10 protein-coding genes and 4 tRNA genes are annotated in these 12,456 nt (G+C 56.3%); 4 read left to right on the forward strand and 10 right to left on the reverse strand.

Features of this window, described 5'->3' with window-relative positions; translation table 11 throughout:
• Window positions 1-307: 307 nt before the first annotated feature.
• The gene (nirD, locus tag K3169_RS21960; protein WP_263267976.1) at window positions 308-691 is read right to left on the reverse strand and encodes a nitrite reductase small subunit NirD; all 384 of its coding nucleotides are present in this window, start codon (window positions 689-691) and stop codon (window positions 308-310) included.
• Window positions 691-3,252, reverse strand: coding sequence for a nitrite reductase large subunit NirB (gene nirB / locus K3169_RS21965; protein ID WP_263267978.1), 2,562 nt, complete (start codon window positions 3,250-3,252; stop codon window positions 691-693). The genes nirD and nirB overlap by 1 nt, the downstream gene beginning before the upstream one ends.
• A gap of 586 nt (window positions 3,253-3,838) precedes the next feature.
• Between nirB and K3169_RS21970 the strand changes: the two genes are divergently transcribed.
• Window positions 3,839-4,162, forward strand: coding sequence for a helix-turn-helix transcriptional regulator (locus K3169_RS21970; RefSeq protein WP_263267980.1), 324 nt, complete (start codon window positions 3,839-3,841; stop codon window positions 4,160-4,162).
• A complete protein-coding gene (locus K3169_RS21975) occupies window positions 4,162-5,427 on the forward strand; it encodes a type II toxin-antitoxin system HipA family toxin (RefSeq protein WP_263267982.1) in 1,266 nt (421 codons plus the stop codon). The genes K3169_RS21970 and K3169_RS21975 overlap by 1 nt, the downstream gene beginning before the upstream one ends.
• Before the next feature lie 288 nt (window positions 5,428-5,715).
• On the opposite strand, the gene K3169_RS21980 is transcribed toward K3169_RS21975, so the two are convergent.
• The 4 genes from K3169_RS21980 to K3169_RS21995 form a co-directional block, all read right to left on the reverse strand.
• A tRNA-Gly gene (locus tag K3169_RS21980) sits at window positions 5,716-5,791 on the reverse strand.
• A gap of 2 nt (window positions 5,792-5,793) precedes the next feature.
• Window positions 5,794-5,869 (reverse strand) — tRNA-Glu (locus K3169_RS21985).
• Window positions 5,870-5,972: 103 nt separating this feature from the next.
• Window positions 5,973-6,048, reverse strand: a tRNA-Gly gene (locus tag K3169_RS21990).
• A 4-nt stretch (window positions 6,049-6,052) separates the two neighbouring features.
• A tRNA-Glu gene (locus K3169_RS21995) sits at window positions 6,053-6,128 on the reverse strand.
• A gap of 287 nt (window positions 6,129-6,415) precedes the next feature.
• On the opposite strand from K3169_RS21995, the gene K3169_RS22000 reads away from it, so the two are divergent.
• Window positions 6,416-7,174 carry a hypothetical protein gene (locus tag K3169_RS22000; RefSeq protein ID WP_080238342.1) on the forward strand — a complete coding sequence of 253 codons (759 nt, stop codon included), beginning with the start codon at window positions 6,416-6,418 and terminating at the stop codon, window positions 7,172-7,174.
• Between the two features lie 48 nt (window positions 7,175-7,222).
• On the opposite strand, the gene K3169_RS22005 is transcribed toward K3169_RS22000, so the two are convergent.
• Together K3169_RS22005 and K3169_RS22010 are read right to left on the reverse strand one after the other, a co-directional pair.
• Entirely contained in the window at window positions 7,223-7,705 is a 483-nt protein-coding gene (locus tag K3169_RS22005; protein WP_122704386.1) for a GAF domain-containing protein, read from the reverse strand.
• Window positions 7,702-8,592: an ATP-binding protein gene (locus tag K3169_RS22010; protein ID WP_099267445.1), complete on the reverse strand. Its 891-nt coding sequence runs from the start codon at window positions 8,590-8,592 to the stop codon at window positions 7,702-7,704. The genes K3169_RS22005 and K3169_RS22010 overlap by 4 nt, the downstream gene beginning before the upstream one ends.
• A 225-nt stretch (window positions 8,593-8,817) precedes the next feature.
• On the opposite strand from K3169_RS22010, the gene K3169_RS22015 reads away from it, so the two are divergent.
• Window positions 8,818-11,160, forward strand: a complete 2,343-nt coding sequence (locus K3169_RS22015; protein WP_263267984.1) for a response regulator — start codon at window positions 8,818-8,820, stop codon at window positions 11,158-11,160.
• Here K3169_RS22015 and K3169_RS22020 read toward each other — a convergent pair whose 3' ends face one another.
• On the reverse strand, window positions 11,161-11,646 hold the full coding sequence (locus K3169_RS22020) for a glutathione peroxidase (RefSeq protein ID WP_263267986.1): 486 nt from the start codon (window positions 11,644-11,646) through the stop codon (window positions 11,161-11,163).
• A gap of 262 nt (window positions 11,647-11,908) precedes the next feature.
• A complete protein-coding gene (gene msrB, locus K3169_RS22025) occupies window positions 11,909-12,307 on the reverse strand; it encodes a peptide-methionine (R)-S-oxide reductase MsrB (RefSeq protein ID WP_027902446.1) in 399 nt (132 codons plus the stop codon).
• Window positions 12,308-12,456 lie beyond the last annotated feature (149 nt).

Here is a 12,456-nt window from a genome sequence, read left to right on the forward strand (position 1 = left end):
TGGGTTTATATGCAAAGACTAACTATCAAAACTCCCCTGATCCACGCTATCGAGCGGCAAACGCGCTTTCATCAAACTACATGCAAACTGCTGGATTGGAATGCATTTTCTGTAGGAGCTGCCGAAGGCTGCGAAGCGTTGCTCCTGACACACCGCGATCGCAGCCTTCGGCAGCTCCTACAGATCCTGTGTTTGCTGGGCGATCTCCTACATATAAAAGCATTTAAATTTAGTTAGTTACTTTATTTTTGATGAGAGCCAGCTTGTTGGCTCCTACAGGGGTTAGCTCCAGAAATCGCACATGCCCTCACCCCACCGCGAGCTGCACGTCCTCTCCCTCAAAGCGCACAGGCCAGACCCGCAAACGCTGCTCCGGATACTCCAGACAGCTGCCATCCTTCAAACGAAAGTGCTGCTTGTACAGCGGCGAGGCAATGACCAGATCACCCTTGATACTGCCGATCAAGCCGCGGCCAATCACGTTGACGCCGGACTGCGGATCACGATTGTCCACCGCGTAAAGCTGACTGCCCTCTGCGTCCGGCAGGTAGAACAGCGCGACCTGCGCGCCGTCGAGCCAGACCACAACGCCAGAGTTGGTCACCAGATCTTCTCGGCCGCAAACCGTATGCCACGCAAGACTCGAATCAGGTGCAACAGGTTCGCTGTGTTTGATAGCTGTCAGGCTCATCAGAGTACCTCCTCGACGACGGGAATAAGGTTCAGCTCGGCAGCCGTGGCCGGACGACGCTGGCCGCGCTCCTCAACGAAATGGATGTCCGGGTCCGGCCGCTTGTCATTAACGAAGGTGCGGAAACGCTTGAGTTTCTCCGGGCTCTTGAGGGTGTTGGCCCATTCGCATTCGTAGCGATCGACCACCAGTTGCATCTGCGCCTCCAGCTCTGCGCCCAGCCCGAGACTGTCGTTGATGATCACGTCCTTGAGGTAGTCCAGACCGCCTTCCAGGCTTTCGCGCCATACCGAGGTGCGCTGCAGCTTGTCGGCAGTGCGGATGTAGAACATCAGGAAACGGTCGATGTAGCGAATCAGGGTTTCGTCATCCAGGTCGGTGGCGAACAGCTCGGCGTGGCGCGGACGCATGCCACCGTTACCGGAGATATAGAGGTTCCAGCCCTTCTCGGTGGCGATCACGCCAACGTCTTTGCTCTGCGCTTCGGCGCACTCACGGGTACAGCCGGAGACCGCGAACTTTAGCTTGTGCGGCGAGCGCAGACCTTTGTAGCGATCCTCGATGGTCAAGGCCATCTGCACGCTGTCCTGCACACCGTAACGGCACCAGGTACTGCCGACACAGGACTTCACCGTACGCGTCGATTTACCGTAGGCATGGCCGGTCTCGAACCCGGCTTCGATCAGCTCCGACCAGATGTCCGGCAACTCATGCAGTTGCGCACCGAACAGGTCGATGCGCTGGCCGCCGGTGATTTTGGTGTACAGGTCGTACTTCTTCGCTACCACGCCGATGGCGATCAGCTTGTCGGCCGTGATTTCGCCGCCCGCGATACGCGGCACAACGGAGTAAGTGCCGTTCTTCTGCATGTTGGCCATGAACGTGTCGTTAGTATCCTGCAAAGGCACCAGTGAGGCGTCCATGATTGGCTGGTTCCAGCACGACGCCAGAATCGAACCCACGACCGGTTTGCAGATATCACAACCGGTGTGGCCACGACCGTGTTTGGCAAGCAGTTCTTCGAACGTCTGCACACCCTCAACGCGAACCAGCGCGTACAACTCCTGACGGGTGTAGGCGAAATGTTCGCACAGGCTTTTATCGACGCTGACACCGCGAGCAATCAGCTCGTGTTCAAACACAGTTTTCAACAAAGCGGCACAGCCACCGCAACCGGTGCAAGCCTTGGTCTCGGACTTGAGCACGCCCAAATCGGTACAACCGCCATCAATGGCCGAGCAGATGGCGCCTTTGGTGACGTTGTGGCACGAACAAATGGTCGCGGTTTCAGGCAAAGACGCCGGGCCCAGAGTGGGTGCGCCAGAAGAACTCGGCAGGATCAGACTGGCCGGTTCGGCGGGCAGCGTGATCGCGTTCTGCATGTATTGCAGCAGGGTGTCGTAGTAGCTGTTGTCGCCCACCAGCACTGCGCCAATCACATGCTTGCCGGAGGCATCGACCACCAGGCGGCGGTAGCTGGCAGTGGTCTGATCGATGAATTGATAGCTGCGTGAGCCCGGCGTGTGGCCGTGAGCATCACCAATGGAGCCAACGTCGACACCCAGCAGTTTCAGCTTGGTGGACATGTCGGCGCCCATGAACGGATCAGCTTCGCCACCGCACAAGGTCGTCGCTACAGCCCGTGCCATCTGGTAACCCGGCGCGACCAGGCCAAAAATACTGCCGTTCCAGGCCGCGCACTCGCCAATCGCGTAAATATCCGGATCGCTGCTCAGGCACTTGCCGTCGATGCTCACCCCACCGCGAGGACCAATGTCCAGACCGCATTGCCGGGCCAGCGCATCCTGCGCACGAATACCTGCGGAGAAAACGATGAGGTCGGTTTCGAGGAACTCATCGTTGCCGAAGTTCATCCGGTAGCGGTATTCCTCACCCGCCGTGATCGACTGCGTGCCACGGGCCAGATGCACGCCAACGCCCAATTGCTCGATGCGATCCTTGAGGGCGATACCGCCCTGCTCGTCCAGTTGCACCGGCATCAAGCGCGGGGCGAACTCGACGACGTGCGCTTCGAGGCCAAGGCTTTTCAGGGCATTCGCAGCTTCCAGTCCCAGCAAGCCGCCGCCCACCACAACGCCGCGAATAGCGTTAGTCGCCGCAGTGCGGATCGCATCAAGATCTTCGAGGGTGCGGTAAACCAGACGTGAGTCACCGTGAGCCCCTTCAATCGGCGGCACGAACGGGTAGGATCCGGTGGCCAGTACCAGCTTGTCGTAATGCACGCTACCGGTGGCGGTGATGACCTTGTGGCCGTCGCGATCAATTTCCAGCACCTGAGTGCCCAAGTGCAGCGTGACGCCGGGCGTCTGATACAACGCAGCGTCGGAAAGCGCCAGCGACTCGGCATCACGGCCGGTGAAGTACTCGGACAAATGCACGCGGTCATAAGCGCGCATGAGCTCTTCGCCAAACACATGCAGTTGATAGTGCTGCAACGCGCCACCTGCGATCAATTGCTCGACACAGTGGTGTCCGACCATGCCATTGCCGATCACGATCAGGGTTTGCAGCGAGTTCGAAGAATCAATATCGGTATTCATGGATAGCACCCGACCAAAGCCAATCACGGAATAAAAAGCAAAAAAAAGCGCCTGAAACCTTGCGGTCTCAGGCGCCTTTGCCTGTTCGTTTTGGTGGTTAACCTGGCCTCTATGCCTGATCCACCTGAATTGCCCTGGCCTTGTTGGCTGATCGATCTTCGTTGACCGACGGGGCTGCCCACTCGACTACATTCGCGGCGGACCTGAGCAGGGATAATGCAGCGTTTGTGCCAGCCTGGGTGCAAATCGGGAAACACCTCGTAAAGCCCGACTGTCGATGCGGGTATGCGGGGTCGGCTTAGCTATAAGACTCATGATTCGGCGCATCCCCATGGTGCAAATCGGGCGCAGTCGGCTTTATATAAGTGCAGAAAGCTCGTTATCCTGAGTGCTTGATTGACTCAATTGGCGATGCATGAGATGCAATCTATATGACTCTCTCGCCAACAAGGAGCCATATAAGACTCTTCAAGCTAAGAATGTAAGCTATAAGGCTCTTTATCCAATAAAGTAATCTATATAGCTCATTTTTCTTGACGAGAGCCATATAGATTACATACTGCGTACCTCACCGAGGGGGCGCGCCATGAAAACCACATTGCTTGATCAAATCCGCCAACGTCGTCTTGCGCTTGGCTTGAAAATTCAGGAAATGCCACTGCTGGCAGGGCTCACAAGACAGCAGTACGGCAAAATCGAAGCGGGTGGCAACCCACGACTCAACACGCTCGATCAGATTGCTGAAGGGTTGGAGTCGGCGCTGGTTCTGGTCCCCAAGTCGAAGCTCGCTGCCGTTCAACGCATTCTTGCCAGCGAAGCTCAAACGGAGATCAATCAGCGCTACACCGAACCTAAAGTGCAAACTTCGACGGTCAGCGAAGAGGCTGAAAACCCCTGGGGAGACCTCTGATGGTCAAAGAAACGGTCTCAGCCTTACGATTGACCCTTCAGGGTGAAAACGTCGGTTATGTCGCGGGGTACTCCAACGGCAAGAACGTTTTCACACTAGCGCCCGAGTACGTCCAAAACGAGGCCAAAAATCCGCTGACGCTGTCCCACAACAACCCCGCGTCTCTGGCCCGGCAACTTGCAGCAAGCCATCCCTACATCAGCAGCCATAAGCTGCACCCGGTGCTCAGCAACCTGCTTCCAGAAGGCGCGTTACGCGACTTCCTGTCACAAGCGATGAAGGTTCATCGGGATAATGAATTCCCGCTGCTGACCTGGCTGGGCCGAGACCTCCCCGGCGCACTGATTGCCTACCCTCTGGAAGCCTCGGAAATCCCGCATCTGGCCCTTCAGTACCGTGGAAAAATCCAGCCCACCGTTATCGATATTCCTGATAGCCGAGCGCATTTTTCTCTGGCTGGCGTACAAATGAAATTCTCCATGCGCAACCAGGACGGGCGTTACATCACCGGCGACCCCGATGCTCCCGGGGACTGGATTATTAAAACGCCTTCGACCGTGCATCCGTTTGTGCCACTCAATGAATACACAGCAATGACACTCGCTGCCCTTGCTGGCGTGAACATCCCCGAAATCAAGCTGATCCCGATGACCCACATCGAGGCGCTTCCCAACATCAATCTGCCGAATGAGCAGTACGCCTATGGAATACGTCGATACGATCGATTGCCAGACAACAAGCGCGTCCACTCAGAAGACTTTGCCCAGATTTTCTTTGCCTACGCCCACGACAAATACCGCGCGGCCAGTTATGAACAGATAGGGAAGCTGATTTATCAAAACTCGCTTCAAGGCCAGCGAGATGCGGCGCAGATGGCGGTGAGACTCCTGGTCAACATACTGCTGGCAAACGGCGACGCGCATCTCAAGAACTGGAGCATGATTTATCCAGATGGCCGCAACGCCGAACTGTCTCCCGCTTACGACATCGTTGTGACCAAGGCCTACATCACCGATGAAAACCAGTACGCCCTGAATATGGGCGGTAGCAAAAACTGGTACGAAGTTTCCATGGAGGACTTCAAGAAGTGGGCGGAATATGGGGATATTCCGTGGCGTCCGGTTCTCTATAACCTCAGAGCGGCGCTGGAGAAAGCTCGTACCCTTTGGCCTGCGGCGCTGGATGAGAGCAGGATGGCGGACGACCACAAAAGCGTTTTACGCAAGCACTGGAAGCGGCTGCATGCTGATTTTCGGATTGGGTGACTTGCGACAGATCTTGCCTCGCTGATAAAACCACGCTGTTCACAGCAAACACGGCTGGATTGAAATGCATTTTCTGTAGGAGCTGCCGAAGGCTGCGAAGCATTTCTCCTGACACACCGCGATCGCAGCCTTCGGCAGCTCCTACAGGCCCTATGTTTGCCACGATACAGCCCGGTGCCTTGGACACCGGGGCCACTTCTACAGAAAAATATGCCAAATCAGATAGCTGGGCATTAAAAAACGCACAAACAAAAACGCCGCTCTATTGAGCGGCGTTTTCGTTAAATATGGAGCGGGAAACGAGACTCGAACTCGCGACCCCGACCTTGGCAAGGTCGTGCTCTACCAACTGAGCTATTCCCGCAATGGCGTCCCCTAGGGGACTCGAACCCCTGTTACCGCCGTGAAAGGGCGGTGTCCTAGGCCACTAGACGAAGGGGACACGCTAACTGAAACACATGGTGTGTATTTCAGTGCCCAAATCCAAGTCCGAAGACTGGGTTCTGGTTTCACTCAATCTCGCCCGGAAGCAAGACTGCATAAACTGGAGCGGGAAACGAGACTCGAACTCGCGACCCCGACCTTGGCAAGGTCGTGCTCTACCAACTGAGCTATTCCCGCAATATGGCGTCCCCTAGGGGACTCGAACCCCTGTTACCGCCGTGAAAGGGCGGTGTCCTAGGCCACTAGACGAAGGGGACACACGTACAACTTCACTACTTAACTTGCGTTCCGCTAGGTGCTTTACGCTGTAAGTGGCGCGCATTCTATGGATGGATTGAGGGGTCGTCAACCCCAATGTGAAAATTTATCTAAATCAATGACTTCGCCTGCTTTATCCAGCCGCCTGGCGCTGCGCGCTTCAGGTATTTATGGATTGGCCGACAAACTACAAGCAGTGCATCTATGCGCAATAGTGCTTAGCCACTACACTCACTTCAAATTTACTGACTACAGCTATATAGAGGTTCGCGCGGTGACTCCACTGATGATTACCCTGATGGTAGTAGCCGGCATTGCGCTCCTGATCGCGATCGGCTATCTCAACCATGTGGCAGAAAACTCCAAGCTGGATAAAGCGCGAACGAAGATCGAGCTCAGCGACCGACTGCGTCGCTGCACCGAAATTTCCGAAACGTTCCCGGGCCAACTGGTCACCCCTGCTTTAAAGCTGCTGATGACCCGTCTGGAACTCAACGTGGTACAGCGCATGCTGGCGCTGGATAAAAACAGCGCACAGCTCAAAACCCGCGTCGACGAGCTGAACACCCTGGTTGCACAAGGCGACGCCATTGCCGTGACCAACCCGGCCAGCCCGATCCTCACCGAAGCCAAGGCCAAAGATGTTCGCTTTCTATTAGAAGCGCTGCATGGCCAGGTCACTCGCGCTGCACATGACGGATTTCTACAAACCAGCGAAGCCAAGCACTGGATTCGCGAGATCCGCAATATTCTGGTGATGCTGCATATTGAATTCTTCAACAACCTGGGCCAGGCCGCACTGCAGCAGGACCAGCCTGGTCAGGCGCGTCTCGCGTTTGAACGCGGCGTGCAGTACCTGAAGAACCAGCCAGATCCTGTGACGTATCAAGCCGCATTGATAGCCATGGAAAAACAGCTGGCACGTGCCAACTCCATGGTACTGACCAACATTGCGCCAACCGCAGACGACGACAACGCTCTGACCGAAGGTCTGAAGGCGGACGACACCGAATCGGAATGGAAGAAGAAAGTCATCTACGACTGATAGACGACGGGTTGGCGCATACGCTCTGAGCGATGCGCCAACCAGAACTCAACAGTCCGTTGCTTTCAGAAAGATCGCTGCCAATCGCTCAATGCCTGCCTGATCCTGCTCCGAAAAGCGCCCCACCTTCGGACTGTCCAGATCCAACACCCCAATCAAGCGTCCTTCTTTTACCAACGGTACGACCAGCTCGCTGTTCGATGCGCTGTCGCACGCAATGTGCCCCGGAAACTCATGCACGTCTTCGACACGCTGGGTTTGCAGACTTTGCGCAGCAGCGCCGCACACACCGCGGCCAAACGGGATGCGCACACACGCGATTTGCCCCTGAAACGGCCCCAGCACCAACTCTTCATCACGGTTGAGATAAAAGCCGGCCCAGTTCAGATCATCAATCTGGCTATACAAAAAAGCCGAGAACTGTGCGGCGTTGGCGATAAAGTCTTTCTCATCAGCCAATAGAGATTCCAGCTGCGCAGCCAACAGACCGTAGCCTTCCAGCCCGGCACCGGTGTTTTGCAAGTCAATCATGGTTGTTGCTCCAACAATTTCAAACCTACCCAATAACGTGCGAATTGATAGGCGCACCGCCCATTGCGGTTGCCCCGTCCGGTTGCCCAGCGGATCGCGTGCTTGTCCAGTTCCTCATCACGCTGCCAGCTCAGGCCGGCCGCCAGGGCAAGTTGCGTGATCCAGTGTTCCACTACGTTCAGGTAGTGCTCCTGAGTGAACGGGTAAAACGACAGCCACAGCCCAAAGCGATCCGACAGCGCAATCTTGTCTTCTACGGCCTCGCTTGGATGCAGTTCGCCATCGACTTGCTGCCAGTTGAGATTGTCGCTTTCCTTTTCCGGCACCAGATGACGACGGTTGGACGTGGCATAAAGCAGAACGTTGTCCGGAGCCTGCTCGAGAGAACCGTCGAGCACACTCTTCAGAACCCGGTAATCGCTCTCCCCTGCCTCGAAAGACAGGTCATCGCAGAACAGCACAAAACGCTGCGGCAGCTTTTGCAGTTGCTCGACGACACGCGGCAGATCGCCCAGATGATCGCGCTCGATTTCGATCAGCCGCAGGCCCGCCTTCGCGTACTCGGCGAGTAGCGCACGGATCAGCGAAGACTTGCCTGTCCCACGCGACCCCCACAGCAAAGCATGGTTGGCCGGAAGACCGTCGATGAACTGACGCGTATTGCGACCCAGTTGTTCACGTTGCAGATCGACACCGATCAGATCAGACAAACGCATGTCGAGGCTGACTTCAAGCGGCATCAGGTAACCGCTGCGGCCTTCACGAACCCAGCGCGCGGCCATGGAGTGCGACCAGTCGACCGCTTCCCGTGGCGCTGGCAGCAGCGGTTCAAGCCGCGCCAGTACGGCGTCGGCGCGTTCGAGAAAAGCATTCAAGCGAGAGTCCACAATGGCTCCTTGATTAACACGCAGTAAACACGACGGGACTGGCCTGAGCAGTGAGGAAAGCGGTTCCGGTCACACCTGTAGATAAGATGTGCCAACGCCTTCACGGCTAATGCCAGTCCTGCAAATATTCATTTCAATTCAGTTAACTATAAGTTGCTTGATGAGAGCCAGCGCCGATCAGCTATGCTTGCCCCCGCGAAGGACACCAGAAGTGGCAATACCCTCATGGACATAGCGTTTACTCAACGGCTCTCGTATAAACAGGCCCGCCTGACAGTTTTGCTCGGCTTCATTCTGGGGATGTTGCTGAGCCTGATACAAATTGCTATCGATTATGCCAGCGAAGATGCGTCCATCAATCGTGAAATTCGCTCTCTGCTGGAAATCAGCCACAACCCGGCCTCACGCATTGCCTACAACATCGACGCCGAGCTGGCTCAGGAACTGACCCTGGGCCTGTTGCAATCCCCGGCGGTGGCGGGCGCCAGATTGACCGACAACAACAATGTGGTGCTTTCCAGCGTCGAACGCCCCTTCGCGCAAAGTCGCTACCGGTTTGTCAGCGACTTCCTGTTTGGCGAAAGCCGCCAGTTCGAAGACACCCTGAACCTGGCGCACTTACCCAACGAACCGATTGGCACGCTGCGCCTGAACGTCGACACCTTTGCCTTCGGTAATCATTTCCTGCAGCGCTCGGGCATCACGCTGCTCAATGGCTTCATGCGCAGCCTGATTCTGGCGGGCGTGCTGACGCTGCTGTTCTACATGACACTGACCAAACCCCTGGTTGACGTGATACGGGCTCTGGCCACGCGCGACTCAAGCAACCCTACTCCCACACCACTGCGATGCCCACCCAAGCACGAAAACGATGAAATCGGCGTACTGGTAGATGTCGCCAACCGCCAGTTTGCAAACATCGCTTCAGAACTGGCGCGGCGGGTTGAAGCCGAAGACCGGCTGACGGCACACCGCAATGAACTGGAAGACATCGTTTCTGCCCGCACCACTGAATTGAAGGCCAGCAACGAAAGGCTGAGCAAGTCCAATGAAGAGCTGAAAATCGCTCGCAGTACGGCGCTGGACATGGCTCAGGCCCGCACCGCGTTCCTGGCGAACATGAGCCATGAAATCCGCACGCCGCTCAACGGGCTGCTAGGCATGCTCGCCCTGGCGCTGGACAGCCCCCTGAGCGCCGAACAGCGTCAGCAACTGTCGATTGCCCACGACTCGGGCAAGGTGCTGGTGGAACTGCTCAACGACATACTCGACATGTCCAAATTCAACGCGGGTCACTTGCAGGTCGAGCGCATCCCCTTCGATCTCGGCGCGCTGGTAGAGGACACCGCCAACCTGCTGTCACAGAATGCGGCGCCCAGCGTCGAGCTGACCTGTTTCATTGATACGCAATTTCCGGCTCTGGTGGTGGGTGACCCGACACGGGTCCGACAAATCGTCAGCAACCTGCTTTCAAACGCGCTGAAATTCACCCGTTTTGGCCGGGTGGATGTGCGACTGAGCAACTATCAGGATACTGACACCCTGGAAAACAGCGTGCGCATTGAAGTGCGGGATACCGGTATCGGCATTGCCCAAGAAGCACAGGAGAGGATTTTCCAGCCTTTTACCCAGGCAGAAGCGGCGATTACCCGGCAATTTGGTGGCACCGGATTGGGTCTGGCTTTGACCCATAACCTGTGTGAAGCCATGTCAGGGCAATTGAGTATTCATTCGGAGTCAGGATTCGGCAGTCAATTCTGCGCAGACCTGCCACTGCCCATCCATCAGGCCACCATTACTCCGACGCCTCTAAAAGGCCGCGTCGTAGTTGTCAGCAACGCGGGCAGCGGGCTTGTTGAGCTACTGGGCAATTTGCTGCCTGAATGGGGTATCGATTTTCAGCGATGGAGCATGGATGACAACGTGCAGAATATGGACCCCAGGAGCAGTCCTGATCTGGTGATCACCGATTGCCCGGAATGCCTGTTTGGCATGCGCCCGACGATTGATGTGCCCATTCTGCTGGTGACTGCCTACGGCAACTTCATGCCAAGCGAACAGGTCAGCGCCCTCGCCCCCCTGCAGCAACATGCTCGACCGCTGGCACGCAATGCCCTTTATCAAAGCCTGTGTCGGATCCTGCAACCCGAGCAGATTCCCGACCGGGATACGGAAGCGGCCGACAGCAAGACCTTGCGCCCGGCCAAAATCCTGCTGGTGGAAGACAACCCGGTCAATCAATTGGTAGCCCGAGGGATACTGAGCAAACTGGGCTGTGAGGTCATTGTCAGCAGCCACGGCGGCGAAGCGCTGGAGCAGCTTGAACTTCACGAGTTCGATCTGGTGCTGATGGACTGCAATATGCCGGTCATGGATGGCTACGAAGCCAGCCGCCAGATCCGCCAATGCGGACGCTGGCCACAACTGCCGATCATTGCGCTGACTGCCAATGCCATGCCCGAAGAGCGCGAACGCTGCCGGGCGGCAGGCATGAGTGATTATCTGGCCAAGCCGTTTCGCCGTTCCGATCTGGTCAGCCTGCTGGAACAGTGGCTACCGGTGAAATGACTATTTGAGCAGCGTCTCGATTTCGCTTTTCAGGTCCTCGGGCTTGGTCAGCGGTGCGAAACGTTTGACCAACTGACCATCCTTGCCAATGAGAAACTTGGTGAAGTTCCACTTGATGCGCTCGGACCCGAGTAAACCCGGCGCCTGCTTCTTCAACTGGACGAACAACGGGTGGGCATCGCTGCCATTGACATCGATTTTCTTGAACAGCGGAAAACTTACCCCGAAATTCAGCTTACAGAATTCCGAAATAGCCCCTTCGTTACCCGGCTCCTGCTTGCCAAACTGATTGCAGGGAAAGCCCAGCACGACCAGCCCCTGATCCTTGTAGTCCTGCCAGAGCTTCTCAAGCCCTTTGTACTGCGGGGTAAAACCGCACTTGCTCGCGGTATTGACCACCAGCACAGCCTTGCCGGAAAAGTCGGCGAGGGTTTTCGATTCACCCTTGATCGTCGTAACCGGAATGCTCAGCAGATTGGCGCTCATGACAGTGATCCTTGATGAAAAGCGGGTCCTGAAATTAGCGCGCCATTGACTGGCGCGCATCTCAATTTCCGGGAGTGATAGGTTCTTATAAGCAACTTTGGACGGTTACACTCCCCCGCGATCGCAATTTGAAATGCGATAAAACTTGTGGGAGCTGAGCTTGCTCGCGATGAGGCTGGACGCTATCTAAATTGAACCGCGCCCAGCCTTATCGCGAGCAAGCTCAGCTCCCACAAATCAAGCATGCAGGGCGAGACATCTTTCAAGCTTCGCGGGGCACCAAGTCCAGGCACACCGAGTTGATGCAGTAACGCAGGCCGGTAGGCGGTGGGCCATCAGGAAATACGTGACCCAGATGCGCGTCACATTTGGCGCAAACCACTTCAGTGCGAATCATGCCGTGGCTGACATCGCGCACTTCGACCACTGCGCTGCCTTCGAGCGGCGCGTAGAAACTCGGCCAGCCGCAACCGGAATCAAACTTGGTAGAAGAGTCAAACAGCGGCTCGTTGCAGCAGATGCAATGATAGACGCCATCGGTTTTGGTGCTGTTGTATTTACCGGAGAACGGACGTTCGGTGCCCTTGAGGCGGCAAACGTTGTACTGCTCCGGGTCAAGCATGGCCCGCCATTCTTCCAGAGTCTTGTCCAACTTTTCCACAGGTACACCTCCGCAGTCGAAAAAGCCTGATCTGTATCTTCTCCACAGATCAGGTGGCACGTATCATTGCGCCTCATTACGCGCCAGTCTGTCACTCACGTTTCGACCATACAAACTCATTTTTACGGCGTCACACCCGACGAACCAGA

The organism is Pseudomonas phytophila, assembly GCF_025643095.1.
Taxonomy (GTDB): domain Bacteria; phylum Pseudomonadota; class Gammaproteobacteria; order Pseudomonadales; family Pseudomonadaceae; genus Aquipseudomonas; species Aquipseudomonas quasicaspiana.

Coding starts and splice junctions, on each gene's coding strand:
- nirD (WP_263267976.1), bottom strand. CDS start 691: ATGAGCCTGACAGCTATCAAACACAGCGAACCTGTTGCACCTGATTCG.
- nirB (WP_263267978.1), bottom strand. CDS start 3,252: ATGAATACCGATATTGATTCTTCGAACTCGCTGCAAACCCTGATCGTG.
- K3169_RS21970 (WP_263267980.1), top strand. CDS start 3,839: ATGAAAACCACATTGCTTGATCAAATCCGCCAACGTCGTCTTGCGCTT.
- K3169_RS21975 (WP_263267982.1), top strand. CDS start 4,162: ATGGTCAAAGAAACGGTCTCAGCCTTACGATTGACCCTTCAGGGTGAA.
- K3169_RS22000 (WP_080238342.1), top strand. CDS start 6,416: ATGATTACCCTGATGGTAGTAGCCGGCATTGCGCTCCTGATCGCGATC.
- K3169_RS22005 (WP_122704386.1), bottom strand. CDS start 7,705: ATGATTGACTTGCAAAACACCGGTGCCGGGCTGGAAGGCTACGGTCTG.
- K3169_RS22015 (WP_263267984.1), top strand. CDS start 8,818: ATGGACATAGCGTTTACTCAACGGCTCTCGTATAAACAGGCCCGCCTG.
- K3169_RS22020 (WP_263267986.1), bottom strand. CDS start 11,646: ATGAGCGCCAATCTGCTGAGCATTCCGGTTACGACGATCAAGGGTGAA.